This is a genomic window from Algoriphagus sp. (genome assembly GCF_030694375.1).
Taxonomy (GTDB): domain Bacteria; phylum Bacteroidota; class Bacteroidia; order Cytophagales; family Cyclobacteriaceae; genus Algoriphagus.
Genome location: NZ_JAUXYL010000020.1, coordinates 405620 through 431575, shown reverse-complemented (window position 1 = coordinate 431575; position 25956 = coordinate 405620). Strand labels below are relative to the sequence as shown.

Here is a 25956-nt window from a genome sequence, read left to right as displayed (position 1 = left end):
CAAATAAACTTTATTCAGCCCATATTTTAATGATTTTTCTATCTCAACCATCCCTTGATCAACTCAATTTCACGAGAGAAGAAACTTTGGTGAATCATTTGGGTATAGAATTTACCGGCATTGGTCAAGATTATCTTGAGGCTACGATGCCTGTAGATCATCGAACCAAGCAGCCTATGGGATTGTTACATGGGGGAGCAAATGTTGTTTTGGCCGAGACATTGGGAAGCGTGGCTTCATCGCTCACTTTAGATCTCACAAAATTTAGCTGTGTTGGATTGGAAATCAATGCGAACCACCTCAAATCAGTAAGAGAAGGAACTGTGAAAGGCGTCGCTAAACCTATTCATATCGGAAGGACAACACAGGTTTGGGAGATAAAAATTTTCAATGAAGCAAACCAGTTGTGCTGCATTAGCAGAATGACGATGGCCATTTTAGAAAAAAAATGAACGAAACGGCAAGTTTAACAGGCACGACTCAATCCGAAATTTTGGATTTCCTTTTTCTTAAGGGTTTTACCTCAGGTGGTTCATTTGCGATTTGGAGGAAACCCCTATCTAAAAAACTGGAATTTCTCCTGGACGACCAAGAAATCCCTTACAAAGTAGATTTAGGTTTTGAGGAGCTTCCACCGGGGTTTATCGTCCATCCGTTTGCAGATCAGGAAGATAAAAAGGCCTATTTCATCAAGTCAAACCGATATTTTAGCTTTATCCTTGATCAGGAAACAGTAAAAGAGGATTTGCCTGAGTGGGTCAAATCTTCCGAAGATCCATCACTGACTTCCATAAAAGCCGCGATCAATCACCTGGTCAGAAAAAAATCTGAAGCTTCGTGCTCTGAAAATCTTCAGGCTAATGAAAAGAGTCATTTCATGCGTCTTGTTCAGCATGGAGTGGAAGCGATCGATGCAGGAAAGCTTGAAAAAGTAGTCCCCGCCCGCACGAAGTTGATTTCAGTTCCGGAAAATTTTGATCTTGGAAATGCACTTCTACAGATGCTTCAAGCTTACCCCAATTCCTTTGTTAATTTTTTCCACATTCCCAAGGTAGGCACTTGGATTGGGGCCAGCCCCGAAACCTTGATCAAAACGGGGGGTGACCATTTTTACACCATGGCCCTTGCCGGAACTCAAAAAGCAATTGGTGAACATCCTCTCAAATCAGCGGCATGGACACAGAAAGAAATCGAGGAACAGGCTTTGGTATGCCGCTATATTGTGGACTGCTTTAAAAAGATCCGTCTGAGGGAATACGAAGAGCATGGCCCCAAAACAATCATGGCCGGAAATCTCCTTCATCTCAGGACTGACTTTAAAGTAGACATGAAGGCCACCAGATTTCCTCAGTTGGGCTCTGTCATGTTGGATTTATTACATCCGACATCTGCTGTTTGCGGGATGCCGAGAAAAGAAGCACATGAATTCTTGCAAGAAAATGAAGGTTTTGACCGCTCATTTTTTGCGGGATTTCTAGGCCCGGTAAATATTGAAGGAGAAACATCAATTTTTGTAAATCTCCGAACCGCTTCATTCAAAGGGGAAAAGGCAATTCTCTATGCGGGTGCAGGAGTGACAGAAGATTCTGATCCCGAAAAAGAATGGGAGGAAACTGAACTCAAATGCCAGATCATCGGAAAATTCATCCAAACACCATCCACTTGATTATCCAGCCCATCTTAGACCTTGTCGCAATTTGCGCAAAAAAAGGAATCGAACATGCTATCCTTTCTCCGGGTTCGCGTTGTGCTCCCTTGACATTGGCATTTGTACGTCATCCTGATATACATGCTCGAACCATCTCCGATGAACGTTCGGCTGCATTCATGGCGCTTGGGATGGCCCAGCAACTCGGACAGCCGGTGGTGTTGGTTTGTACTTCTGGTTCGGCAGCGTTAAATTATTATCCTGCAATCGCAGAGGCTTTTTTCCAACAGGTTCCACTTTTAATTCTGACAGCAGACCGACCACCTGAATGGGTTGATCAATGGGATGGACAGACGATTTTTCAAGCGGATGTCTATGGCAAACATGTTAAAAAAAGCTTCCAATTTCCAGATTCATTTTCAAATGAAGCCCAAATTTGGCATGCCGGACGAATCGTAAATGAAGCAATTAATCTTTCCAAGCAATTTCCAGCAGGTCCGGTCCACATTAATATTCCACTTCGTGAGCCCTTTTATCCTGCAGAAGCTGAGAAGTTTGTTTTCCCGGATCATCCGCGTGAATTTACAAGCGTCACCAGCCAAACTCAACTCAGCGAGGAAAGTCTAAAGCATATCAAAAACAGACTGAATGAAGTCAAGCGGCTTGTAATCGTTCCCGGTCAACAAAAACCAAATGCACAGATTCAATCGCTTTTGAATGAATTGGCAAATAACAAAAAGGCCGTAGTAATTACAGATTCTATATCCAACCTGCAGGGAGATCACTGCATCAACCTCCATGATCATTGGCTTGGGTATGAAAATATTCTCCAAGAATTAGCCCCAGATTTGGTGATCAGCTTTGGCAAATCGGTGATCTCGAAGTCACTGAAGCAATTTCTGAGAAAATCGGACACCTCTCACTGGCATATTCAGCCAGATGGTCAAGCCAAAGACACCTACCAGCGACTCACCCGGATTTTGGCTTGCTCCCCTTCTTCATTTTTGAATTGGCTCCTTCTACATCTTCCTGTTCAAAGTCAGGATTTTTTTTCAAAATGGAGTAATTTGGAAACTAAGGTTAATCAGGCTCTCCCTCAAGTATTCGAAACCACTGAATTTGGCGAGTATCCTGCCTTATTTTTTCTACTGAAAAAAATACCCCCGTTTTCTAAAATTCACCTGGCTAATAGCATGGCGGTCCGCTATGTTAATTTTCTTGGGAAACGAAATCAGGAAATCATCTGTAACCGGGGCACGAGCGGAATTGACGGTTCGAACAGTACAGCGGTGGGATGCACCTTTACAACCAAAGAACCGGTCACCCTGATCACTGGAGACATGGCCTTCTTCTATGATCGCAATGCCTTTTGGCACAATTACACTACTCCCAATTTGCGAATTGTGGTCCTGAACAATCATGCGGGTGGAATCTTCCGCCTGATTGAAGGCCCGGCAAAGCAACCTGAATTGGAGGAGTTTTTTGAAACCAAACAGCAGCTTTCCGCAAATCATCTTGCGGAAGAATTTGGATTTTTCTACCTCAAAGTGACGAGCATGGAGGAATTAAAAACTTCATTGAGCGACTTCTATGAACCCTCTATCCACCCAAAAATCCTTGAAATTGAAACTTCCAGTTCCAAAAACGCGGAGCTTTTGAAGGAAATTAAAGGAAAGATTAGAGCGGTCTTGGATGAATCCTGATTGAATTATCGGCTCGTTTATTTCTTCTGAAAAACCCGGATGTAATCTACTTTCATTTCCTGAGGGAAAACTGTACTTGCATCAGGACTACCGGGCCAGATTCCACCCACGGCCACATTTAGGACAAAAAAGAAAGGTTTGTGAAATTCATCCAAGCCCGGAGGAGTGATGTCTATGACATGGTATTGAACGCCATCAAGCAGCCACACGATTTTTTGCTGATCCCAATTGATCGAAAAGACATGAAACTCATCATTAAAGATCCCAAAGGGCAACTTGGTGCTCCCTCCATAATTTGCATAGTTTCCGTTATTGTCCCAATGAACTGTCCCGTGGACTGTCCCGTCTTGGTTGTCTTTACTGCCACCGATCATTTCCATGATGTCAATCTCTCCACACTTCGGCCAGCTTACCTCAGAGATATTTTCGCCCAACATCCAAAGCGCAGGCCACAAACCTTGTCCTTTGGGGAGTTTTGCCCGGATATCTATTCTGCCATAAGTGAAGAATTTATTTCCTTTGGTGATCAGCCTTGATGAGGTATAATTTCTGCTCCCTGCATTTTCCCGTTTGGCAGTGATGGTCAGATTGCCATTTTGCAGGCTTGTATTTTCTTTTTTGTAATACTCCAGCTCTTGATTTCCCCATCCACATAGACTCGGACAGCCATCCCCCAGTTCAAATATCCAATCAGAGGAAAGCACTGAACCGTTGAATTCATCTGCCCAAACTAAATTATACCCTTCATAATTAGATGGACTGGTATATCCTGTATTTGGATCCAAACCCAAGGCGGCGGCATTCAAGCTTACTGTTTGAGAAGAAACCACAAAATCGGTCTCAGAAGAATGTGCCTGAACCACCAGAATAAACTCGCCTCTTTGGGTGTAAGTATGAGTAGCTGAATTTCCATCAACTCTTCGCAATGACTCCCCAGCAGAACCGAAATTCACTTTAAAAAAAACAGCATCATCTGCTGTGAAATTGGCTTTGACAAGTCCATTTCCGAGAAAATCTACGGAAACAAGTAAGTTATCAGGCAATTTTTTTGGATCATCTGTGGGATCTTCTGAGCAGGAGAAAAATAAGATCAAGCTAAAAAAGAGGCTAAGTAATTGAATTCCCCGAATCATGACGTGTGAATTATGCCATGAATATAATCGGATATAACTTAAGATGAAAGTCAGGCGACTATACGCTCGGCGTTGAAATCGGGAGAAGAAGATCTCCCGATTTTATTTATTGCCCAGATCATTAATCCCAATTGCCCTATTTCGAAAAGTGTCAATGGAATAAGTCCAAAAATCACTCCTACTCCTGAGAATATCAAGATTCCGGCGACAAGTCCCAAAGCACCCACGATTTGCGGAATGTTAGACCAGCCCTTTTTGTAAGTGAGATATCCAATTCCCATGAAGGCATAACAAAAGCCAAAGGAAATCAACTTAACTAAATAGTAATCCTCCAAAGTCAATTGACCCGTAATAAGTCCATAGCAATCTATTGAATACCAGATCAGATTCGCTCCGATCATCGTCCAAAGCGAAATTTTCAGAATCAAATTCGGGATGAAAGATTCCAGTCTAATCCATCCATATAAAAAGGCGACATAAGTGAGGAAGGTGCCGATTTTTACACCAATAAATGCTGAAGCATCAGCATTGGGTCCGTTTTCGATCCATTCGTATTCCATCCCTATTTCGAAAAAGGCCAGAAAAAAATAAATCAATCCTGCTGCGAAGGCAAAGTAAAGGTATGCCGGGACTTTTTTGTCTTCATCCACGAAGCCATTTTTAAGTTCCTCCCACTTGAAGTCCAAGGCTTCAAACAATGCCTTTATTGTATAACTCCTTGGAGTCACCTCCCCTGCTTCGATGCGCTGAATCGTGCGCACGTTCAGGTTGCATTTTTCGACGAGTTCTTCCTGCGTCAGTCCTTTGGCTTTTCTCAGTTCAGAGATTTTTCTGCCCAATTCCGGTTGCTTCATAAGTAGTAGATTTTGATTAACCATGGCAAGATCTGGGATTAGATTTTGACTTTGAACGTACAGGAGTCGGTTTTAACCCGACATTCGCCCGACATTTGATTTTCGGGTTAAAATAGGGGAATTTGCGATGCGATTGAAAAATTTGAAAATTCAAAAATTGCAATGCTTCGGCTCCGCTCAGCACAAGGATTGGAAAATTTGGCCACCCAATCTTTTAAATTAGAGGTAGTACTTTGATCAGAGCAGGGTTGCGATTTACTGGCTTCCAAATCACTGAAAGCTCGGTAAACTGTGGGATTCCGGGAATTTCCATAAACCGCACCTTCAGGTCATAGCCCTCTTTCAGGGAAGTCGGAACAATCGCCACGCCCAATCCATTTTCCACCAATCGAAATATCGTCAGTGCATGAACCGATTTATGACGGATTTTTGGCGAAAAGCCGGAATCCTTACAAATACTCAAAATCTGCTCGTAGTAATAATTGGAGTAATCACTCGAAAACAGGATGAAAGAATCGTCCCGAAACTGGGAAATAGATTTAAAATCCTGAACAGGAATCGGATGACTTTCAGGAACGACCAAGGAAAATGAATCTCTCAAAACCGGCTTCATCACCAAATCATCGGGAACAGAAGCCAATCGGACAAAACCCATATCCAGCTTATCCTTTTGGATCATTTCTACTTGAGCCGAATTGCTCAGCTCCTCCAAACTTGTGGTGATCAAGGGTTGCTCCGAGTTGAGCTTTGTCAACAGATCAGGCAAGACCCGATTGGACGCCGAACCCAGAAAGCCGATTCGAAGTTCCCCTACTTTCCCTGAATTAATCAGCTTCAATTGGTTTTTAGCGGACTCCAGATGATTGATTACAAAATCGACTTCATCCTTAAAATATACCCCTGCTACGGTCAATTCAACGTGTTTTTTATCCCGCTCGAAAAGCTGCACTCCCAACAATTCCTCCAACTGCTTGATCTGTCTACTGAGTCCTGGTTGGGAAATATACAGCCGTTCGGCAGCTTTCCGGTAATTTAACTCTTCGGCCACTGCCTGAAAGTAAAGTAAATGCCTGAGCTCCATTGATGCTTACCAGTTATTGAATATTGACAAAAATAGTATCAATAAGCATCAAAAAGAAGTAGTAACTTTGAATAAACCATTGAGATCTTGAAGACCTCGAAGGTTTTAGAATATAATTTATGCCTTTGCATGTGTTCCCCACAGACCGAAAAGTTCTGATTCTGCCCCGGTTTGTATCTTCACAATTCGGAAATTCTAACAGCGTAATTAATCCTTCGAGGTTTCTGAAAACCTCAAAGGATTTCTCACAACCATGAAAACCTTCAACTACGGCCAAGACCTCCTCAGCTCCTCCATCGCTCTGAGGCTTGCCAGAAAAGAAATCAATGGAGTTTTTAGTCATGAAACCATTCAAAAGGTGAAAGCCTCATCGGATGCTGTCGCAAAAATCGCTCAGGGTGAAAAAGCCGTCTACGGCATCAATACGGGTTTTGGTCCACTCTGCACCACAAGAATTTCGTCAGCAGACACGACAACTTTGCAGGAAAATCTCCTGAAAAGCCATGCTGTCGGAGTAGGCGAATACATACCTGAGGAAATCTCTCGTTTGATGCTCGTGCTGAAAATCCAAGCCTTAGCCCAGGGGTTTTCAGGAATTCGGTTGGAGACGCTGGAACGAATTCTTTGGATGTTAGAAAATGAGGTGATCCCGGTTGTTCCCGAACAAGGTTCTGTCGGGGCATCAGGAGATTTGGCGCCGCTTTCCCATTTGTTTTTGCCCCTGATCGGTTTGGGAAAAGTCCACTTCAAAGGGTCCATTCAAAAAGCCGGGGAGGTATTGGAAAAACTTGAGAAGTCTCCGCTCCATTTGGGTCCAAAAGAAGGGCTTGCCTTGATCAACGGGACGCAGTTTATGGCAGCTTTTGGTGTCAAAATAGTGGATAGGCTACACAACCTTCTGACCCACGCCAATATCACGGGCGCGATGATGATTGAAGGATTGATGGGCTCGATCAAGCCATTTACAGCAGAATTACATCAATTGCGTCCATTTGTGGGAAACCAACATGTAGCTCAAACTATCCTGAATCTCCTTCACGAATCCGAAATCGTCAATTCGCATCTCAATTGCGCGCGTGTTCAGGATCCATACTCCCTTCGCTGCATGCCGCAGGTGCATGGGGCAAGTTGGAATGCATGGCTTCACCTCAAAGACTGTATTGAAACTGAGATAAATTCTGTGACGGACAACCCCGTGGTTTTTGATGCTGAAAACACCATCTCCGGCGGAAATTTTCATGGGCAACCCATTGCTCTGCCCCTCGATTATGCCTGTTTGGCTGCCTCAGAGCTCGGGAATATTTCTGATCGCCGAATTTACCTTTCCATCGAAGGTGATACGCCTGGAGTACCCAAACTCTTACTGAAAGAAACGGGGTTAAATTCAGGCCTGATGATCCCTCAATACACTACAGCGGCTCTGGCTTCAGAAAATAAAGGCCTTTGTTTTCCTGCATCGGCAGATTCCATTCCTACTTCCCTTGGGCAGGAAGATCATGTCAGCATGGGAAGTATCGGAGCCCGAAAAGCGCTGCGGGTGATTGGCAATGTGGAGAAAATCCTGGGGATCGAGCTCTTTTATGCTGCTCAGGCGATGGATTATCATGCGCCTATGAAGTCAGGCAAAATTCTGACAGCGATCTATGAGCGGGTGCGAAAAGACATTGATCCGGTAGTATCCGATCGGATTCTTTACGAGGACATGGAAACTGCTATTGATCTGGTCAAGAGTGGAGAATTGGTAGCTTTGGCAAGGCAGGTGGCTGAATCGGAAGGTTTGGCTTTTGAGACGGAATGGAGCGTTCTATTTAGCTATTAAAAAAGCTCACAGATTTCTCAGATGAACACAGATTTTGAATTTATATCTGTGGAAATCCGTGTCATCTGTGAGAAAACATTATGAAAAATCTAAAACTAATCGGCCCGATCACCCAAGTCCTCACCATGGAAAGGCTTCCTCTCAAAGGAGCTTTGAAAGACGAGCAATTAGAAATCCTGGAAAATGCCGGGATCCTGATCGAAGGAGAGAAAATCCTGGAGGTCGGTTCCTGGCAAAGGCTCAAGAAAGAATTTCCTCAAGCGGAGCTTTTTGAGCTGGAAGGGAATTTTGTCGCCATGCCCGGTCTCATCGATTGCCATACCCATAGCTGCTTTGGAGGTTCGAGAGCCGGAGATTTTGCGATGCGCAATGCAGGCAAAACCTATCTGGAAATCGCCCAAGCCGGCGGCGGAATCTGGGACACGGTCACACAAACCCGAAAACTGAGGCTGGAAGAATTGGCTGAGAAAACAGTAATAAATTCAAATCGCCACCTTTCGGATGGAGTCACTACAATCGAAGTAAAGAGTGGTTATGGACTTTCGGTTGAGGAAGAGTTGAAAATGCTTCGTGCAATCCAACTTGCCAATCAATCAACACCTACCGATCTGATTTCAACTTGTCTTGCCGCGCACATGAAACCGAGGGATTACGAGGGAACGAATTCAGAATACCTTCAGCACCTCTCATCCGAACTTTTTCCAATTCTTAAAACCGAAAAATTGACCAAGCGCATCGATGCCTTTGTGGAGAAAAGCGCATTTTCCCCGGAAGAAATTGGTCCTTATTTCAAAAAAGCAAAGGAAATGGGTTTTGATATAACTGTTCATGCGGATCAATTTACAACCGGAGGATCTAAAGTGGCTGTAGAATTCGGCGCGCTTTCAGCAGATCACCTTGAGGCTTCCACAGCCAGCGAAATTGCGCTTTTGGCCACTTCAAACACCATTTCAGTTGCCCTACCCGGGGCCTCAATCGGCCTTGGTTGCGCCTTTACCCCTGCTCGAAAAATCCTCGATCAAGGCGGGGCTTTGGCAATTGCATCAGATTGGAATCCAGGCTCAGCACCCATGGGAGACCTCTTAGCCCAGGCCTCTATCTTGGCCACATTCGAAAAACTCAATACCGCAGAAGTCCTGTCAGGCATCACCTTCCGCGCGGCAGCCGCTTTGAGGCTTAGTGATCGTGGAAGAATATCCTCAGGCAAATTGGCTGATTTCATCCTTTTTCCGACCTCAGATTATCGCGAAATTCTTTACAACCAAGGGAAAATGAAGCCGAAGATGGTGTGGAAGATTGGAAGTCTGGAAGTTGGAGGCTGGAGGTTCGGAGGTTTGGAGCTAGGGAAGTTTGGAAGTTGAAAAAGTATTAGATGTCCGATGCCGGATGACCGATGAAGGACTGTAAGCAGTGAAGAGTAAATAGTAAGTGGAGCAGCGGCCCAAAAAGCGCAAGCTTTTTCTCTGCGATCTCTAAAAAGGCTCCCAAAATTCAAAACCTTTAAAGTTCCAGATTGGCTCAATTCCTAAAAAAACTTACTTCTCAGTGAACCCTGCCTACCGCAGGCAGGTCTGTGGTAAAAAAAACTTTGCGAACCTTCGCGTTAGCGGTTAAAAAATGTAGCGAGTCACAGGTTAATAGTTACAAGTGAAGTGAAAACGAAAGAATAAAACAAAATAAAAGTGTCAAGTAAAATCAGGATGTGTTCCGGTGAGACTGAATTCATAAAAGTGTCGTAAATCAAAAACCTGTGCTGAGCGTAGTCGAAGCATCGTAAATCGTAATTCGCATGTCATTTCAAGATCAAATCATACAAGGAATCCCATCGGTTTTACCTCAGAAGAAGGAAAGGAATCCAGCCGTTTCCCATGCTCCAAAACGAAAGGACATTCTTTCTTCTGATGAGAAAAAACTGGCTCTGCTAAATGCCTTGCGCTATTTTCCGAAGGAGTGGCATGCTGAATTGGCCGATGAGTTTTTAAAAGAATTAATAGCGTTTGGGCGCATCTACATGTACCGTTTTATGCCGGATTATCCGATGTATGCCCGACCGATTGCCGAGTATCCGGCCCAATCCAGGCAAGCGGCCGCGATCATGCTGATGATCCAAAACAACCTGGACCCGAAGGTGGCCCAGCACCCCGAGGAACTGATCACATACGGTGGAAACGGGGCCGTTTTCCAAAATTGGGCGCAATACCTGCTGACGATGAAATACCTGTCCGAAATGACAGCGGAACAAACATTACATATTTATTCCGGGCATCCGATGGGACTTTTCCCCTCTTCACAGGAGGCCCCAAGAGTGATCGTGACCAATGGAATGATGATTCCCAACTACTCCAAACCCGACGATTGGGAGCGGTACAATGCGCTTGGAGTTACCCAATATGGACAAATGACCGCAGGTTCGTACATGTACATTGGCCCACAGGGTATCGTCCATGGGACCACTATTACAGTGATGAATGCTTTTCGAAAAAAGCTAAACCCCGGAGAAAGTCCCAATGGAAAAATCTTCCTGACAGCGGGGCTTGGTGGTATGAGCGGAGCACAACCCAAGGCAGGTACTATTGCGGGTTGCGTGACTGTATGTGCTGAAGTCAATCCTGCAGCTGCCCGAAAACGCCTTGAACAGGGCTGGGTGGATGAACTGATCGAGGATTTGGATGAATTGGTAGCAAGAGTGAAACAGGCTAAGCTTGGGAAAGAAGCAGTGTCTCTCGCATTTTTGGGAAATATCGTCGATGTCTGGGAGCGATTTGATGTCGAAAACATCTTCGTAGAATTGGGTTCAGATCAGACCTCCCTACACAACCCCTGGTCTGGAGGCTACTATCCTGCAGGCCTTTCTTACGAAGAATCCAATGGACTCATGGCTTCAAATCCCGAAAAATTCAAGACTAGGGTGCAGCAATCACTGCGTCGTCAGGCAACTGCCATCAATCGACATGCGGCCAAAGGAACTTACTTTTTTGATTACGGCAATGCTTTTTTACTCGAAGCCTCACGGGCAGGTGCGGAAGTGATGGCTCCAAATGGGATAGACTTTAGATTCCCCAGCTATGTCCAAGACATCTTGGGGCCGATGTGTTTTGACTACGGATTTGGGCCTTTCCGATGGGTTTGCACCTCGGGGAAAGCAGAGGATCTACAGAAAACAGACCAAATAGCTGCTTCCGTTTTGAAGGAAATCATGAAAGATGCGCCCGAATCCATCGCTCAACAGATGCAGGACAACATCACCTGGATCGAGGAAGCAGAAAAGAACAAGCTGGTGGTCGGATCCCAAGCCCGTATTCTTTATGCAGATGCGGAAGGCCGCTCAAAAATCGCCCAAGCTTTCAACCAAGCCATCCAGTCAGGAGAAATCTCAGAACCAATCGTTTTGGGCAGAGACCATCACGACGTCAGCGGCACGGACTCCCCCTATCGGGAAACCAGCAATATCTACGATGGCAGCCGGTTCACGGCCGATATGGCCATTCACAACGTGATCGGGGACAGCTTTCGCGGCGCAACCTGGGTTTCCATTCACAACGGTGGCGGAGTTGGATGGGGAGAAGTCGTCAACGGAGGTTTTGGATTGGTTTTGGACGGAAGTGCGGAATCCGAAAGACGACTAAAATCCATGCTTTTCTACGATGTCAACAACGGAATTGCCCGTAGAGCTTGGGCTAGAAACTCGGGTTCTTTGGAAGCCATTCAGCGGGAAATGGACAGAAGTCCGGGGCTGAAAGTGACAGTTCCAAACTTGGTAGATGAGGAGATTTTGAATGGTCTTTTGTAATTGAGAATTTCAAATTTGAATAAATCACCAAAAGTCGACCAACATGATTTCAGGTAAAAAAATCCCTGGAAATCTGCCTTCTGCGGGTAGGTCTGTTCCCTTTTCTGCGAAAAACTTGCCTGACGGAAGTCAGGTCTGCGGGAACTTGGTCTATCATCAATCCTCCGAAAACACCTCCTCCAAATCCAGTTCAAAGCCCGAAAGTACAAAGGATTTCACTTTTTGGCCTGAAGTAAAAAGCCGGGAGGGCTGGTATTTTCCATTGATCAAAGAATAGATTAACAGTGAACACTCTATAGGATATATTACCCAGTATTCCCGAACTCCAAACTCCTCATAGAGCTCATATTTATTCTGAAGTTCCACTCGACTGTTACCCGGAGAAAGAATTTCCATAATCAAATCCGGTGCTCCAATACAGCCTTTATCATCCAATTTTGAGGGATCGCAAATTACAGAGATATCTGGCTGAACCACTGAATCAACTTTTCTATCCTCTGAATTTCTGGAAAAGCGTACATCAAATGGTGCTGCGTAAACTTTGCATTTTTGCCCCAATAAAAAATTCCCAAGAATTCGAGATAAATTCAAAGAAACCTCTTGATGCTTTCTGCTTGGTGCAGCTGCCTTTTTAAAAACCTTTCCCTTGATCAACTCTACAATCTCTTCAAAATCCCATTTGAGGTAATCCGCATAGGTATAGCCTGCAAATGAATCATTGGGCTCCTGAAAAGTATCCAGGTCAATGTTTTCTTTTTGGGGAATTCGATAGGGCTTCATAATGCTTTACCTTTTCGCTAATAAAATTAACAAACAACTTTCCTTAAGTTAGTGTAAAATAAAAATTGATCAAATCCAACACCTATGAACCTGCATCAAAATCCATCTCCATTTCATTGGTCTGGCCGAAAATCAGATCAAATTGAATATTGGCATCAAGCCATCCAACCTGTAGCAAACCTGAAACTCAGGGAAGATTCGATTAAAAAAATTGGAATTTTAGGGTACTCAGGAGAAGAAGGTGTCATCCGAAATCAAGGTCGGACAGGAACTATTGAAGGGCCTTCTGCCATTCGAAAAATGCTCGGTTCTGTGGCACTCCATTTACCAGAAAACTTACCGATACTGGATTATGGGGACGTTTTTACGCTGGATCAGGACATGGAATCCTCACATGAGGTTATTTCAAAAACCACTTATGATCTTTTGAAAACAAATCATTTCCCAGTCCTTCTTGGTGGCGGGCACGATATGGCTTATGCCCATGGAAAAGGTGTTTTGAAACATGTCAAAGAAAAAGGCGAAAAACTCGGAATCATCAATCTTGATGCTCATTTTGACCTTCGTCCACCAATCAAAGGAAAAGGTCATTCTGGCTCCCCATTTTACCAACTTGCGGAAGAAAACCCAGCTGATTTCAATTACCTAGCACTAGGAATTCAGCGTGCTGCAAATCCAAAATCACTTTTTGAAGCAGCAGAAAAATTCAAAGCGCGGTATATCGTCATGGAAGATTTTCGTCTGCACAATTGGGAATACATCGAGGAGCAGATCATCTGGTTTATCGATTCAGTCAATAAAATCTACCTCAGCATTGACCTGGACGGGTTTTCATCGGCCTTTGCACCGGGAGTCTCTGCGCCATCGCCTATGGGTTTCAATCCTCAGATAGCATTCAAGGTGTTTGAACTGATTGTGAAAAGCAAAAAGCTGATTAGTCTGGATGTGGTAGAACTCAACCCACAGTTTGATCAGGACAATGCTACAGCAAGACTGGCGGCTAGATCGATAGAGTATATTGTGAGGAAAGTTTTTTCTTAAGTCAAAAAAGAGAGTCTGACTTTTTTGTAGTGTCAGTCCGAGTACCCAACAGACGGGAGTCTAGAGGTTCGAGGACCTTTCGAACTGCCCAACTCTCGTTGGTCAGGCGCATTAATGACAGATTGCATTAAATTTTGTTTTTCTAATTATTCAAAATTATATTCTGATTTTATGAATTGTGATTTCTCTCCATGAACTTGTTAATTCTGGTTCTAAGTTTAGGTTAGGTTATTCTTTTTCTTCGTTCTTTTGGCTTAACCCAAAAGAACCAAAAGGTCAAGATTTGCGCCACCCTGCAAGCTGGCCCAAGCCTAAAATCTTCCACCGGAAGATTTTAGGCTTGTCCCCCACCGTGCCCTTCCGATCGATGTTTTGTTTACGCAGGCTAAATCAAACGTAGTTTTACATTTATTGACTTATTTGGTGTGCAAAACCCCGTCATTTCCTTTTTGTATGTTCCCGGAATATTTAAGTCTCAAAGTGACACTAAAAAGCCCTTTAAGAGAAATTCTTCATGATTTTCTTTCCCTCAGGGTATCCACTTGATGTTTTTAAAGTTCGGCTTTCGTTTCTCCAAAAAGGCATTTCTGCCTTCGATCGCTTCCTCAGTTCCATAAGCCAGTCGGGTCGCTTCTCCGGCAAAAACCTGCTGGCCAACCATTCCGTCGTCGGTCAGGTTCATGGCAAATTTCAGCATTTTGATTGAAGTCGGTGATTTGGCCAAAATCTCCTGCGCCCATTCGTAGGCTGTGGATTCGAGTTCAGCATGTGGAATTACCGCATTGACCATTCCCATATCGTAGGCTTCCTGCGCGGAATAGTTTCTCCCCAAAAAGAAGATTTCACGGGCTTTCTTCTGCCCAACCATCTTGGCCAGATAGGCACTGCCGTATCCCCCGTCAAAGCTGGTGACATCCGCATCAGTTTGCTTAAAAATTGCGTGCTCCTTGCTGGCCAAGGTCAAATCACACACGACATGAAGGCTGTGCCCTCCTCCTACTGCCCAACCCGGAACCACGGCAATCACTACTTTTGGCATAAATCGAATCAAGCGCTGTACTTCAAGGATATTCAATCGGTGATAACCGTCCTCCCCCACGTACCCCTGATTTCCACGGGCCCGCTGATCTCCACCTGAGCAAAATGCCCAACCTCCGTCTTTTGAAGAAGGACCTTCTCCACTTAATAGAACGACTCCTATCGAGGTGTCCTCCTGCGCATTGTAAAAAGCATCGTAAAGTTCGGCTGTGGTCTTTGGGCGAAAAGCATTTCTTACTTCGGGTCGGTTAAAAGCAATCCGAGCGACTCCATTACACTTTTTGTATGTGATATCCTCGTATTCCTTGGCAGTAATCCACTCCATGGTGTTCATTTTGTTTAAAATTTCGATTTTTGTGCAAGATAACAGCCTTGCCTGAAAATTGTTAAAGAGGTATAGCCAAGTCTGTAAAAGTCCAAAACCAAAAACTTTCAATGTTCCAACTTCATTTCAATAATCAGATTTTTCAAAGAAAAGAAGATTTCGAAATGGAGGGTAAAGGCTTTCCGGAATTTGTGGAGGCTGCGTTTACCTTTTGCAAAGCTTGGTTATCCGGGCAGGAAATTTTCCTTCAACAAACCTCCGGTTCGACAGGAATTCCAAAGGAAACAGAACTCACCCGAAACCAAATGCTGGCAAGCGCTAAGGCTACAGGAGCTTTTTTTGGGACAAATTCTGAAACCCAACTTCTTTGCTGCCTCAATTCAGCATACATCGCAGGCAAAATGATGCTGGTTCGTGCAATGCTTTGGGATTGTCCGATTTGGCTGGTGGAGCCAAAGTCCAATCCATTTCAGGATTTACCAAAGGGATTTTCGCCCGATTTCATAGCTATGGTTCCGCTTCAGGTGGAAACTTGTCTTGAAGATTTTCAGACTTTGGTCAAACTCAAAAAAGTATCCAATCTGATCATTGGTGGTGCGCCAGTTTCCCAAAATCTAAAAACACGCCTGATGGAAAACAACATTTCAGCTTGGCAAACTTACGGGATGACTGAGACGGTATCTCATATTGCCTTAGCCAAAATCGAAACAGGAGACTCACACTATCACACACTTCCCGAGGTGGAAATAGGACAGGATGATCGCGGTGCACTTTGGATCAAATCACCGATGAGTGGGCCGGACAAAATTCAATCGAATGATCTGGTGGAATTGACCACAAAAACCAGTTTTTATTGGCTTGGTCGGGCAGATTTCGTGATTAATTCCGGAGGAATAAAGCTTCATCCGGAATTGCTGGAGCAAAAATCGGAGTCATTGATTCGGGAATTTTTCCCGGATAGCCGATTTTTCTTTTTTGGAGAAAAGGATGAAATACTTGGAGAAAGACTGATTTTGATTTTGGAAAATACCGAGCCAAACGAAGAACTGGCGAAACTTTTGCAAGAAATAATAAAATCCCGATTGGGGAATTTTGAAACTCCAAAAAAAATCTATTTTCTTCCTGCTTTTATTGAAACTGAAAGTGGAAAAATCAACCGCTTGATGACTTTCAACCAAATATGAGTTCAATCCTTTTGAATATTCTTTCAATAGTCCTATACCTCAGTTTTCTGCAACATTCAGGAGAAATTGACCTTCAGGTCCAAGGTGCAAAATCAGATAAAGGAGTAGTCAGGGTTTTGGTTTTCGATTCTAAAAAAGGCTATCCTGATCAAGTGCAATTGGCTCTGAGATCCTTTTCCGTTCCATTATCAGAACGAAAATGCAAGATCAAAATCAGTGACCTGAAGCCTGGAAAATATTCAATTGCAGTATTTCACGATGAGGATGAAAACGGAAGCATCAATACCAATCCATTTGGATATCCTATCGAAAAATATGGATTCTCCAATAATGCCAAAGCCTATTTTGGACCTCCTGACTACGAAAAGACTGTTTTTGAGCTAAAGGATAACCGAAAAGCGATTGTGATTAATCTCCGTTAGTCGATATTTCTAAACCATCCCGTGATGCTGATTCGCTCTTTTTTGGTGGGTAACACTTCGTGGGGGATTTCGCCGCTGAGAAAAATTACCAATCTGCCGCCCACAGGCAACACGTCTTCGATGAGTTCCGAACCATCCTCCTGAGAAATATACATTCTCAAGGCACCTTCCTCTTCCTGAGTCCAGGAATCATTCAGATACAATATTACGGTGACTACCCTGTGTGGAACAGCTTGAAACTGATCCAGGTGTCGTTTATAAAAAGACCCGATGGGGTATCTTGCAAAATGTCCTTCGAAAGACCTCAATCCCAGAAAGCAGCGTTGATTCAGGGCTTTTCGGATTTCTTCCAATTTTCCCCAATAAGCAGCCTGTAAGGGGCTCAAATCATCGGCATCCATCCAATGCACCTCATCACCTCGGATTTCCGTCCGGACTTGCTTCTGCCCTCCTTTTCCCACAGCAGCATGGCGGAATTTCCCTTGACCGAGCAGCTGCATCTGTTCCGCGAGTAAGGCGCTTTGAAACTCCTTGTCGACGAAATTATCGACAATGACATAGGATTTCTGATATATCTCTGCAGAAATATGATCGAGCTGCTCTTCCATGGATTTTTGTTTGGAGCGCAAAATAACCACTTAATTGACCGAAAAACCATACTTTTGCGCAAAGCTTACGCAATGACATCAACAAAAAGCAGCATCACGGGTCTGGTTTTGGAATACGACTCAGGAATTATCCCCCCTCCTTACAGCCATGTTTTTCGTTTGTCCTTAGATTGGTCGAGTGGTGACTTGAGCACAGTTTTGGATCTACACTATACAGAACGGGAAGAGCTGAGTGAAGAGGAGATTTTTGACGAAGGCTTTACCCCAAATGACGATTACAGCCACAAGGGCACCTTGAATTCGGTTTGGATCAAACCTTTGCTACAACTGTATGAAACAACCCGCTGGTCGAGCAAAGACATCGAAGACGGAGGAATAACCGTGACTCCCCTGGAAAAAGGGAAAGATGAGGGTGTTAAAATCCCTTCCAATCAAGAAGAATGGCAATTGATGGCACAGGACCTAATTCAGGCCATCTATGAAACCGTCAAAAAAGAAGCCCCACTTAAAATCGATTACCGACAAGTCGAAGGAGATCAAATCACCGACTGTAGCCTAACCGTTCATTTTTCGGTTCGGGAAGTCATTTTTGAAAAAAACGGAGCTTCTCGAGTGGTCAATTGGGAATATGCCATTCAATTGATGAAGATCGTATTCACACCCGACTATCATTATGAATTGGCAAAAGAAGAAGCGGGAACTAAGCGTGGGGCTTACATCAATTGCGGAGATGGCTATTGGCACGAACTGGGAAAAGGAGTCATGAATATTGATCCAAGCTTTGATGCCGTTAAGAAAATCAGGACGGGTTTTGCTGATTTAATCGAAGGAGAATAATCCTCCATACTTGCATTTAATTACCTGATTTATTTATCTTTAGATAGGTATAAATCAGGTTTTTTTATGGCAAACGGAAAAATTTTTATCAGTTACCGACGGGAAGACACCTCAGGTGAATCCGGAAGACTTAAGGATAAGTTGGAGCAGGTATTCGGTCAGGAGAACATCTTTTACGATGTTGAGACGCTGGAGGCAGGATTGAATTTTGACCAATCGATCGCAAAAGCACTAAATGACAGTAAGGTTCTTTTGGCCATGATTGGCCCACATTGGCTAAAAGTAAGCGACTCAACTGGCACAAAGCGGATTCAAAAGCCGGACGATTGGGTCAGAAAAGAAATAGCAGAGGCTTTAAAAAGAGAACTAAGGGTTATTCCAGTGCTTGTAAACGGAGCGGAAATACCTGATTCTGATGAGCTTCCGGATGATTTGAAAGAGTTGTCACTCAAACATGCCCAAGAATTAACCAGTTCGAGATGGAATTATGATGTAGGCAAATTGACTGAGGTTCTGGAAAAACTAGTCACAAAAAAACCGGAGCCTACACCTGAACCGCGTCCAATTCCAAGACCTTTTGTCCCCCCTATTTCAAAGCCAAAAAGTTGGTGGGCAAGAAATTACTTGTGGGCTTTGGGTGGAATTGTGGGATTTTTGATTCTGGTTGGAATGTGTGTTCCGGTGGAGGAGTACCCAGAACAGGAATATATCCAACCAACGGAAGATCTGCCTGTCACGGGGTTAATTGATCCAAATCCTGATATCCGACAAGTAGATCCAAAAGGCAGTCAGATTTATAAAAGTCTTGAATTAAAGAAAGAAAATAATTCAGCTCCGGCATATGTTCCAAATTATGCAGGAAAATGGTGGCTCAGAGAAGATGGTATCAGGTCAGGCTATTTTGATATCGTCCAAAGCGGAAATGAATTTTCTTTTAAATACTACCTTTTCAATGTAGAAGTAGGAAGAGGCAGTGGTAGATTCGAAGAGAATATTCTCTACACTACTTACTTTGAAATGGATGAAAACACGGGTAATTTTTCTTTCGCGTTTCAAAGTTTAAATGGAGGACAGACTTGGGAAGGACAAACCCAGGCCAATCAACAAATCTCCAATGCGACACTTTCCCGAAACTAGCCTTTGATCTTTCGCAAGTCTGCATGAATATCCCGGATCATTTCACCGAGATCATCCAGCGTGAGTGGTTTCTTTTTATCACCGGGATTGGGAAAATCGGTGCTGATAAACGCTTTTGCTTCCCATATTTCCAGAACATGTTCACCACGAACTTCATAGGGCTTGTAGTGCTCATTGTCGGAGACTAAAAACAGCTTTCCGTTCTCTTCCAAATAATTGAAGACCCGTTTGTAAACAACCCCTTCTGTCTGAGTGACTAGGACATAGGTTTTACCACTTTTGATTTGCTTCAATTGATCCACATATCCACCGATCACGATTGTACCGGGAACCAGCGGAAGCATCGAGTCGCCGGAAAGTTCGAAAGCCCTATAAGTAGCCTGTCGGGAAAGATTGGGTAGATGAAACTGTGGGAGTGTTTCCATGTATTCCGGATCCGCAAAACCATTCAGATATCCGGCTGAGGCTTTTTGACCTACTAGGGTAATATTTTCCTTATCAGAATCATCTGCGGCAATAGTCAAAATGTTAATTCCCCGTTTTTGAACAGCTTTTCGACCCGATTTTTCAATATCATGTTCCAACAGCTCTTCGACACCTACTTCGAGAATGTCGGCCAATTTTTGCAAAGTAGCCAGCTTAGGTTCAGACCTCCCATCTTCGTAGGCCGAAATCATCGTACGCTGCACATCCAGTTGATCTGCCAGATCGTTTTGGGTGATATTTTTTTGTTTTCGCAGAAAACGGAGATTGGAAGCTAAATAACTCATGCTGAAAAGAGGTAAAAATTAGGGTCATCAGATGAAGGAGACAAGGGGAAAAACGGATTTAAATTCAAGGTGTCCATTCTTCTTTTTTCGAGGCGATTTTTTATTTCCTCAATTATATCACCTACAGGCTTAGGCTCCGTAACAAGCAAATACCCATACTGAGGCCGTTGCTCATCTTCTACAAAAAACTTAACCTGACAATTGCCCGAAGCTAGAGTCTTGGTGGTGATGCTGATTTTTTCTGCTGATTCCATAACTGATTCATATAACGCCAGCTAAGATAGAAATGTTGCTATTATAAACATTGGTATGATCGAAAAATTAACATGTAACTCTGACATTTTTTGTCAGTTTTTATAAAAAATCCATAAACTACTATTTTACAGCATTCTGTATGGAAGTTTAAACCGTTTTTTCCAGTGGAATACTACAGCTCATTTGTCTTATCTACCGTTCAGCTAATTCTTAGATGTGAATTGAACCTTGGATGGATTTCTTTGTATAATCTATCAAAGCCTATCCTACATCTCACCAACTACCCTTCGATTTCGAACCTACTATTCCCAATGAAATATCTTTACCTTTTTCTTTTTTCCTTCCTGACATTCAGCCACAGTTTTTCCCAATCCTATATGGTTAAAGGAAAAGTTTTGGAATACGGGAAACAAGATCCTATACCTTATGCCAATATTTTACTGCTTTCAACTTCTGATTCATCTCAAGTCTATGGCACCATTTCAGAAATGGATGGGGAATTTGAAATAGGCAATGTCCGAGAAGGAAACTACTTGTTCAAAATCCAATACTTGGGTTACCGCAACTATTTCAGAACAATCCTGGTCAACTCAAATCTAGACTTGGGCACGCTCAGCATTCAGGAGGAGGCGACTTCCCTGGGCGAGGTAGTAGTTTCCACAAGAAGATCTACCGGTACTCAAAAAAGTGATACCACCATGTACAATGCTGATGCCTTCAAAACCATGAAGGATGCCAGTGCACAGGTGCTTATTGAAAAGCTACCGGGGGTCGTATCAGAAGGAGGTTCGCTCCAAGCACAGGGTGAAAATATCGCTCAAATACTGGTGGATGGAAAACCGTTTTTCGGAACTGATGTACAAGCAGCCCTTCAGAATCTTCCGGCGGAGGTCATCCAAAGTATCGAGATTTTTGATCAAAAAAGTGAAAAGGCGCAATTGAGTGGATTTGATGACGGCGTCAGGCTCAAGACCATCAATATCATTACTAAACCCAACCGAAGAAAAGGGCAATTTGGAAAAGCCACTGCAGGGCTTGGAACTGACGACCGCTACCTCATAGGAGCAAGTATCAACGCATTTGATGAGGATCAACGAATCACTTTTACGGGATTATCCAATAATGTGAACATGCTCAATTATAGCAGCGATGCCAATACTCAAGCGAATTCAAGACCCCAGGAAGGTATAGTGACTACCAATATTCTAGGATTAAACTACTCAGATCTTTGGGGAGAAAAAATCAAAGTGGCTGGCAGCTATACCTATTCCAAAAGGGAAAATGTAGGGATAGTAAGTCGTTTTAGAGATTTTGTAACGACAGATGACTCCAATCAGGAATACAGTGAAACCTCCAGAGACGTGCGGGTGAATAATCAACACCGTGCAAACCTGCGCTTGGAATACAATCCTGACGAAAGAAACCGAATTCTTTACATCCCGCGCTTTTCAGCAGAAGCATCTTCGGAAAACTCTTCCTTCCTCGGAGAAACTACAGACGGTTTGAACCTGATCAATCAAGTCGATAATCTGAAAACAGGACAGTATCAAGAATATGACTTATTTAACCGGCTTATTTACGGCCATAAATTCAAAAAAGCAGGTCGAAGCATCACCTTCAGGGGTTTACTACACAATGGATGGGACAATGACGAGTCCGACAGGAAGGCTAGAAATATCTATTATGAGGGTGATGGACAACGAACGGAAAACATTGATCAAAGAACAACTCGAGAACGACAGGGGAACCGATGGGAGGCTGGTATCGCATTTACGGAGGCCGTGGGAAAGAATGGGCAATTTGAACTTGAATATGAAATAGGAAATCGGGGAAACAACTCTGATCAATTGGTATTCAATGTAGAAGGGGGTGATTTTGAGCAGGGAAACATGATGTTGGATACAGCTCTCAGCAATGCTTTCCAAAGTGATTACCTCACCCAGGAATTTGAGGTAGGCTACCAATACAGCAATGAAAAACTACGGATTCAGACGGAAGTTCAATACCAGGATGCCAACTTGGACAATAAGCAGGAATTTCCCCAAGCTTTCGATTTGAATAGAAAATTTACCGCTGTGCTGCCTACTGTCAGATTCGAATACAAATTCACTCCAACCACCAATATTCAACTTGACTTTGATACCCGAACAGACGAACCCCAAGTGCGTCAGCTTCAGCCGGTGATTGACAATACCAACCCCCTGCAGCTGAGAACAGGGAATCCGGAATTGGATCAGTCCTACACTAAAGAGTTTCGGCTACGTTTCAGAAGTCAAAATCCCGACACAGACAAAAGTTGGTTCCTATTTACCAGATCCGCTTTTGTGTCCAATTTTATCTCAAACAGTACTTTCATCGCAGGGGAAGCAACTGAAATACAGGATGGAATCATTTTGGAAAAGGGCTCTCAGCTCAACAGGCCTGTCAATCTGGATGGTTATTGGGATGTGAGATCCTGGTTGAGTTACGGAATGCCCCTGGATTTTATCAAATCCAAACTGAACCTCAATGCGGGTGCCAGTATCACCAAGAGGCCCGGACAGGTAAATGATCAAATCGGGTTTAACAATTCTCAACGGTTCAATGCGGGATTTTCGGTAAACAGCAGTATCAGTGATCAGATTGACTTCAATATCTGGGCAAGATCATCCTTCAACAATGTGGAAAACACGCTAAATTCAAACTTAAACAATAAGTTTTTTCAGCAGCTTTTCCGAGTCAATTTCAACTGGATCATTTGGGAAGGATTCATCTATCGACTGGATTTGAATCATCAAATCAACTCCGGACTCAGTGCCGGATTTGACAATAACTTCTCCCTGATCAATATGAGTTTGGGGAAAAAGATTTTCAAAAACCAACGCGGAGAGGTGAGCATTATGGTTTATGATTTATTGGGTCAAAATGCCAACGTAAGAAGAAACATTACTGAAACATTCATTGAGGATATTCAGACCAATGTACTACAGCAGTATTTCATGGTATCATTCACGTACAACCTCCGACGCTTCAGCAAAGGAATGGATGAGGATACGTATAATGAGCTCTATCAAAACAATTAAATACAGAAAAGCCCGGTCAATTGATCGGGCTTTTCTCTTACTTTTTATGCCGCTCCATCAGCACTTCCATCACCTCATCGAGTTCATAGTTTTTGGCTTCCAGCAAAACCAAATAATGAAAAAGTAAATCTGCTGCCTCGCCAAGAAAAAGTGCTTTGTTGTCGTCTTTAGCTTCTATTACAATTTCCACCGCTTCCTCGCCCACTTTTTGGGCGATTTTATTGATGCCTTTGGCAAAAAGAGAAGCGGTATATGAAGTGTCGTTGGGATTATTCTTGCGGTCTTTGATGATGGTGCGAAGCTGATCGATAAAGCCCGTTTTGGATGAATTTTCCTCAAAAAAACAAGTATCCGCCCCTGTGTGGCAAACGTGTCCCCGGGGATTGGCTTTAATCAAAATCGAATCCCCATCACAGTCCACCGTTACAGAAACCAATTCCATGAAATTGCCTGAAGTCTCCCCCTTGGTCCAAAGCCGGTTTTTACTTCGGCTGAAAAAAGTCACCATTCCCGATTCTTGGGTTTTTGCCAAAGCTTCTTCATTCATAAAGCCTTGCATCAGGACCTTTCCGCTCAAGGCATCTTGGACGATGGCAGGAACGAGGTGATTCATTTTGTTGAAGTCTATATTCATAATATTCGTTTTAAGACCTGCCAGGTTTTGAAAACCTGGCAGGTCTCTCTTTTCCAAACTTTATTTCCTAATACTAATATCTTCTCTAATCAAATATTCTTTCAACTCCGGAATGGGGATTTCTTTGAAGTGGAAAATACTGGCAGCTAAGGCCGCATCGGCTTTGCCAAAGGTAAACACATCTTTGAAATGCGCCATCGTCCCTGCTCCTCCCGAAGCGATTACCGGAATGGACAAAGCTGATGAAATCTCCGCTAAAATCTCATTGGCAAATCCTGCTTTCGTACCATCATGATCCATGGACGTGAGCAAAATCTCACCGGCCCCCCGATTAGCTACTTCCTTGGCCCAAGCTTGAGTCCGCAACAATGTAGCCTTCCTACCACCATGGGTATGCACAAAATCCAGTCCATCCACATTCCGCGTATCGATAGCTACGACGATACATTGGGAACCAAATTCCGCCGCCATTTCATCCACTATTTTGGGATTGTGAACAGCTGCAGAATTGATAGAAATCTTATCCGCACCGGCATTCAACAAAAACTTCACATCCTCCACGGTGGAGATTCCACCGCCTACAGTAAATGGAATATTGATCGCTTTGGCAACTTTCGTGACAAGCTCGGCCAAAGTCTTACGCTTATCCACCGTAGCAGTGATATCCAAAAAGACCAGCTCATCAGCCCCCTCATCGGAGTATATTTTCGCCAATTCTACCGGATCACCGGCATCTCGGAGTTGGACAAAATTGACTCCTTTGACTGTGCGGCCGTCTTTGATGTCGAGGCAAGGGATGATTCGTTTCGTTAACATTTTTCTATCTCGGTTTTCATTACTTCGCTATTCAACATTCGGTGTTCGATATTCATTATTAATTGAAAAATTGGAAGATTGAAAGATTGGAAAATTAAAGTCGGGATGAAAGGTGGTAATGTAGTAAGGTGGTAAAGTTGCATCCCTTTATCTTTCTCCTGTCTTGATACTTATGTCTAATATCTTGATACTTATTCAAAAGCTGCCAGTTCCTCCAGCGTCACTCTTCCCTCATAATACGCCTTGCCGACAATCGTTCCGTAAACACCAATTTTCTCCAGTTCCTCCAGATCCTTTACTGAGGATACACCTCCACTCGCGATCAATTTCAATTCAGGAATTTCCTGCAGAATCTCCTGATAAAGTTCCATCGAAGGCCCTTGCAACAAACCGTCTTTGGCTACATCAGTGCAAATCACGTATCGAATCCCCTTCTCAAAATAGCTTTTGATAAATGGAATCAAATCCACTGAAGTAGTCTCTTCCCAGCCACCAACTGCGATTTTTTTGTTTTTCGCGTCTGCTCCGAGAATGATTTTTTCTGAACCGTATTTGCTGATCCATTCGTCGAAAAGAACAGGATTTTTCACCGCAATACTTCCTCCAGTTACCTGCTTTGCTCCCAAGGCAAAAGCTTTTTCAATCTCTTCATCCGCCTGTATTCCTCCTCCAAAGTCAACCTGAAGGGAAGTTCCAGCACAAATCCGCTCCAAAACCTCGCCGTTGATGATCTTTTTGGCTTTGGCCCCATCCAAATCTACCAGATGAAGTCGACGAATTCCCACTCCTTCGAAACGCTTGGCCATTTCGAGTGGATCGTCGTGGTATTCTTTTTTGCTGCTGTAGTCGCCCTGACTGAGTCGGACGCACTTGCCTCCGATGAGGTCGATGGCTGGGATGATGTGCATTATTGGATTGGAAGATTTGGAAAATGTTGGAAAGTTGTAAGGTTAGAAGGTTGTAAGGTTTCCCTAGTTTTGAGTCTAAACATTTCAAAAGACTTCGTAGCTCGTATTTCG

Annotated in this window: 23 protein-coding genes; 12 read left to right on the top strand and 11 right to left on the bottom strand. The window is 43.6% G+C overall.

Annotated elements, in window-relative coordinates:
* Positions 1-29: 29 nt before the first annotated feature.
* Genes Q8M62_RS06780 through menD form a run of 3 tightly spaced genes read left to right on the top strand, consistent with a single transcriptional unit; the run spans position 30 to position 3351 of the window.
* The gene (locus Q8M62_RS06780) at positions 30-452 is read left to right on the top strand and encodes a hotdog fold thioesterase (protein WP_304900773.1); all 423 of its coding nucleotides are present in this window, start codon (positions 30-32) and stop codon (positions 450-452) included.
* Positions 449-1666, top strand: a complete 1218-nt coding sequence (locus Q8M62_RS06775; protein ID WP_304900774.1) for a chorismate-binding protein — start codon at positions 449-451, stop codon at positions 1664-1666. The genes Q8M62_RS06780 and Q8M62_RS06775 overlap by 4 nt, the downstream gene beginning before the upstream one ends.
* Entirely contained in the window at positions 1624-3351 is a 1728-nt protein-coding gene (gene menD / locus Q8M62_RS06770; protein ID WP_304900775.1) for a 2-succinyl-5-enolpyruvyl-6-hydroxy-3-cyclohexene-1-carboxylic-acid synthase, read from the top strand. Before Q8M62_RS06775 ends, menD begins: the two co-directional genes overlap by 43 nt.
* A 17-nt stretch (positions 3352-3368) precedes the next feature.
* Here the strand turns inward: menD and Q8M62_RS06765 are convergent, their stop codons facing one another.
* From Q8M62_RS06765 to Q8M62_RS06755, 3 genes are all read right to left on the bottom strand, one after another.
* Positions 3369-4484 carry a glycoside hydrolase family 16 protein gene (locus Q8M62_RS06765; protein WP_304900776.1) on the bottom strand — a complete coding sequence of 372 codons (1116 nt, stop codon included), beginning with the start codon at positions 4482-4484 and terminating at the stop codon, positions 3369-3371.
* A gap of 50 nt (positions 4485-4534) precedes the next feature.
* Positions 4535-5338 carry a helix-turn-helix domain-containing protein gene (locus Q8M62_RS06760; protein WP_304900777.1) on the bottom strand — a complete coding sequence of 268 codons (804 nt, stop codon included), beginning with the start codon at positions 5336-5338 and terminating at the stop codon, positions 4535-4537.
* 214 nt (positions 5339-5552) lie between these two features.
* Entirely contained in the window at positions 5553-6419 is an 867-nt protein-coding gene (locus Q8M62_RS06755; RefSeq protein ID WP_304900778.1) for a LysR family transcriptional regulator, read from the bottom strand.
* A 253-nt stretch (positions 6420-6672) separates the two neighbouring features.
* Here Q8M62_RS06755 and hutH point away from each other — a divergent pair, with 253 nt between their 5' ends.
* The 3 genes from hutH (at position 6673) to Q8M62_RS06740 (ending at position 12028) form a co-directional block, all read left to right on the top strand.
* The gene (gene hutH / locus Q8M62_RS06750) at positions 6673-8238 is read left to right on the top strand and encodes a histidine ammonia-lyase (RefSeq protein ID WP_304900779.1); all 1566 of its coding nucleotides are present in this window, start codon (positions 6673-6675) and stop codon (positions 8236-8238) included.
* 80 nt (positions 8239-8318) lie between these two features.
* A complete protein-coding gene (gene hutI, locus Q8M62_RS06745) occupies positions 8319-9599 on the top strand; it encodes an imidazolonepropionase (protein ID WP_304900780.1) in 1281 nt (426 codons plus the stop codon).
* Between the two features lie 428 nt (positions 9600-10027).
* Positions 10028-12028 (top strand): urocanate hydratase, encoded by a 2001-nt coding sequence (locus tag Q8M62_RS06740; RefSeq protein ID WP_304900781.1) that lies wholly within the window; start codon positions 10028-10030, stop codon positions 12026-12028.
* 156 nt (positions 12029-12184) lie between these two features.
* Here Q8M62_RS06740 and Q8M62_RS06735 read toward each other — a convergent pair whose 3' ends face one another.
* Positions 12185-12808 (bottom strand): Uma2 family endonuclease, encoded by a 624-nt coding sequence (locus tag Q8M62_RS06735; RefSeq protein WP_304900782.1) that lies wholly within the window; start codon positions 12806-12808, stop codon positions 12185-12187.
* A gap of 84 nt (positions 12809-12892) precedes the next feature.
* Between Q8M62_RS06735 and hutG the strand changes: the two genes are divergently transcribed.
* Positions 12893-13849, top strand: coding sequence for a formimidoylglutamase (gene hutG / locus Q8M62_RS06730; protein ID WP_304900783.1), 957 nt, complete (start codon positions 12893-12895; stop codon positions 13847-13849).
* A 529-nt stretch (positions 13850-14378) separates the two neighbouring features.
* On the opposite strand, the gene Q8M62_RS06725 is transcribed toward hutG, so the two are convergent.
* A complete protein-coding gene (locus Q8M62_RS06725; RefSeq protein ID WP_304900784.1) occupies positions 14379-15212 on the bottom strand; it encodes a 1,4-dihydroxy-2-naphthoyl-CoA synthase in 834 nt (277 codons plus the stop codon).
* A 110-nt stretch (positions 15213-15322) separates the two neighbouring features.
* On the opposite strand from Q8M62_RS06725, the gene Q8M62_RS06720 reads away from it, so the two are divergent.
* Both Q8M62_RS06720 and Q8M62_RS06715 read left to right on the top strand, forming a co-directional pair.
* Positions 15323-16396, top strand: coding sequence for an AMP-binding protein (locus Q8M62_RS06720; RefSeq protein WP_304900785.1), 1074 nt, complete (start codon positions 15323-15325; stop codon positions 16394-16396).
* A complete protein-coding gene (locus Q8M62_RS06715; RefSeq protein WP_304900786.1) occupies positions 16393-16818 on the top strand; it encodes a DUF2141 domain-containing protein in 426 nt (141 codons plus the stop codon). Before Q8M62_RS06720 ends, Q8M62_RS06715 begins: the two co-directional genes overlap by 4 nt.
* On the opposite strand, the gene Q8M62_RS06710 is transcribed toward Q8M62_RS06715, so the two are convergent.
* A complete protein-coding gene (locus Q8M62_RS06710) occupies positions 16815-17426 on the bottom strand; it encodes a 2OG-Fe(II) oxygenase (protein WP_304900787.1) in 612 nt (203 codons plus the stop codon). The genes Q8M62_RS06715 and Q8M62_RS06710 overlap by 4 nt on opposite strands.
* Positions 17427-17498: 72 nt before the next feature.
* Here Q8M62_RS06710 and Q8M62_RS06705 point away from each other — a divergent pair, with 72 nt between their 5' ends.
* Together Q8M62_RS06705 and Q8M62_RS06700 are read left to right on the top strand one after the other, a co-directional pair.
* Positions 17499-18263, top strand: a complete 765-nt coding sequence (locus Q8M62_RS06705) for a hypothetical protein (protein WP_304900788.1) — start codon at positions 17499-17501, stop codon at positions 18261-18263.
* Between the two features lie 66 nt (positions 18264-18329).
* Positions 18330-19400: a toll/interleukin-1 receptor domain-containing protein gene (locus Q8M62_RS06700; protein WP_304900789.1), complete on the top strand. Its 1071-nt coding sequence runs from the start codon at positions 18330-18332 to the stop codon at positions 19398-19400.
* Here the strand turns inward: Q8M62_RS06700 and Q8M62_RS06695 are convergent.
* Both Q8M62_RS06695 and Q8M62_RS06690 read right to left on the bottom strand, forming a co-directional pair.
* Complete coding sequence (locus tag Q8M62_RS06695; RefSeq protein ID WP_304900790.1) at positions 19397-20170, bottom strand: LexA family transcriptional regulator; 774 nt, start codon at positions 20168-20170, stop codon at positions 19397-19399. The genes Q8M62_RS06700 and Q8M62_RS06695 overlap by 4 nt on opposite strands.
* Positions 20167-20424, bottom strand: a complete 258-nt coding sequence (locus Q8M62_RS06690) for a hypothetical protein (RefSeq protein ID WP_304900791.1) — start codon at positions 20422-20424, stop codon at positions 20167-20169. The genes Q8M62_RS06695 and Q8M62_RS06690 overlap by 4 nt, the downstream gene beginning before the upstream one ends.
* A 312-nt stretch (positions 20425-20736) precedes the next feature.
* Between Q8M62_RS06690 and Q8M62_RS06685 the strand changes: the two genes are divergently transcribed.
* Positions 20737-23487, top strand: a complete 2751-nt coding sequence (locus tag Q8M62_RS06685) for an outer membrane beta-barrel protein (RefSeq protein WP_304900792.1) — start codon at positions 20737-20739, stop codon at positions 23485-23487.
* Between the two features lie 37 nt (positions 23488-23524).
* Here Q8M62_RS06685 and hisIE read toward each other — a convergent pair whose 3' ends face one another.
* From hisIE to hisA, 3 genes are all read right to left on the bottom strand, one after another.
* On the bottom strand, positions 23525-24121 hold the full coding sequence (gene hisIE, locus Q8M62_RS06680; RefSeq protein ID WP_304900793.1) for a bifunctional phosphoribosyl-AMP cyclohydrolase/phosphoribosyl-ATP diphosphatase HisIE: 597 nt from the start codon (positions 24119-24121) through the stop codon (positions 23525-23527).
* 60 nt (positions 24122-24181) lie between these two features.
* Positions 24182-24937 carry an imidazole glycerol phosphate synthase subunit HisF gene (hisF, locus tag Q8M62_RS06675; RefSeq protein WP_304900794.1) on the bottom strand — a complete coding sequence of 252 codons (756 nt, stop codon included), beginning with the start codon at positions 24935-24937 and terminating at the stop codon, positions 24182-24184.
* 191 nt (positions 24938-25128) lie between these two features.
* On the bottom strand, positions 25129-25845 hold the full coding sequence (gene hisA / locus Q8M62_RS06670) for a 1-(5-phosphoribosyl)-5-[(5-phosphoribosylamino)methylideneamino]imidazole-4-carboxamide isomerase (protein ID WP_304900795.1): 717 nt from the start codon (positions 25843-25845) through the stop codon (positions 25129-25131).
* Positions 25846-25956: the final 111 nt, after the last annotated feature.

Bases quoted from the DNA above. Each gene is read 5' to 3' on its own strand.
- Q8M62_RS06780 (WP_304900773.1), top strand. From the start codon at position 30: ATGATTTTTCTATCTCAACCATCCCTTGATCAACTCAATTTCACGAGA.
- Q8M62_RS06775 (WP_304900774.1), top strand. From the start codon at position 449: ATGAACGAAACGGCAAGTTTAACAGGCACGACTCAATCCGAAATTTTG.
- menD (WP_304900775.1), top strand. From the start codon at position 1,624: ATGCCAGATCATCGGAAAATTCATCCAAACACCATCCACTTGATTATC.
- Q8M62_RS06765 (WP_304900776.1), bottom strand. From the start codon at position 4,484: ATGATTCGGGGAATTCAATTACTTAGCCTCTTTTTTAGCTTGATCTTA.
- Q8M62_RS06760 (WP_304900777.1), bottom strand. From the start codon at position 5,338: ATGAAGCAACCGGAATTGGGCAGAAAAATCTCTGAACTGAGAAAAGCC.
- Q8M62_RS06755 (WP_304900778.1), bottom strand. From the start codon at position 6,419: ATGGAGCTCAGGCATTTACTTTACTTTCAGGCAGTGGCCGAAGAGTTA.
- hutH (WP_304900779.1), top strand. From the start codon at position 6,673: ATGAAAACCTTCAACTACGGCCAAGACCTCCTCAGCTCCTCCATCGCT.
- hutI (WP_304900780.1), top strand. From the start codon at position 8,319: ATGAAAAATCTAAAACTAATCGGCCCGATCACCCAAGTCCTCACCATG.
- Q8M62_RS06740 (WP_304900781.1), top strand. From the start codon at position 10,028: ATGTCATTTCAAGATCAAATCATACAAGGAATCCCATCGGTTTTACCT.
- Q8M62_RS06735 (WP_304900782.1), bottom strand. From the start codon at position 12,808: ATGAAGCCCTATCGAATTCCCCAAAAAGAAAACATTGACCTGGATACT.
- hutG (WP_304900783.1), top strand. From the start codon at position 12,893: ATGAACCTGCATCAAAATCCATCTCCATTTCATTGGTCTGGCCGAAAA.
- Q8M62_RS06725 (WP_304900784.1), bottom strand. From the start codon at position 15,212: ATGGAGTGGATTACTGCCAAGGAATACGAGGATATCACATACAAAAAG.
- Q8M62_RS06720 (WP_304900785.1), top strand. From the start codon at position 15,323: ATGTTCCAACTTCATTTCAATAATCAGATTTTTCAAAGAAAAGAAGAT.
- Q8M62_RS06715 (WP_304900786.1), top strand. From the start codon at position 16,393: ATGAGTTCAATCCTTTTGAATATTCTTTCAATAGTCCTATACCTCAGT.
- Q8M62_RS06710 (WP_304900787.1), bottom strand. From the start codon at position 17,426: ATGGAAGAGCAGCTCGATCATATTTCTGCAGAGATATATCAGAAATCC.
- Q8M62_RS06705 (WP_304900788.1), top strand. From the start codon at position 17,499: ATGACATCAACAAAAAGCAGCATCACGGGTCTGGTTTTGGAATACGAC.
- Q8M62_RS06700 (WP_304900789.1), top strand. From the start codon at position 18,330: ATGGCAAACGGAAAAATTTTTATCAGTTACCGACGGGAAGACACCTCA.
- Q8M62_RS06695 (WP_304900790.1), bottom strand. From the start codon at position 20,170: ATGAGTTATTTAGCTTCCAATCTCCGTTTTCTGCGAAAACAAAAAAAT.
- Q8M62_RS06690 (WP_304900791.1), bottom strand. From the start codon at position 20,424: ATGGAATCAGCAGAAAAAATCAGCATCACCACCAAGACTCTAGCTTCG.
- Q8M62_RS06685 (WP_304900792.1), top strand. From the start codon at position 20,737: ATGAAATATCTTTACCTTTTTCTTTTTTCCTTCCTGACATTCAGCCAC.
- hisIE (WP_304900793.1), bottom strand. From the start codon at position 24,121: ATGAATATAGACTTCAACAAAATGAATCACCTCGTTCCTGCCATCGTC.
- hisF (WP_304900794.1), bottom strand. From the start codon at position 24,937: ATGTTAACGAAACGAATCATCCCTTGCCTCGACATCAAAGACGGCCGC.
- hisA (WP_304900795.1), bottom strand. From the start codon at position 25,845: ATGCACATCATCCCAGCCATCGACCTCATCGGAGGCAAGTGCGTCCGA.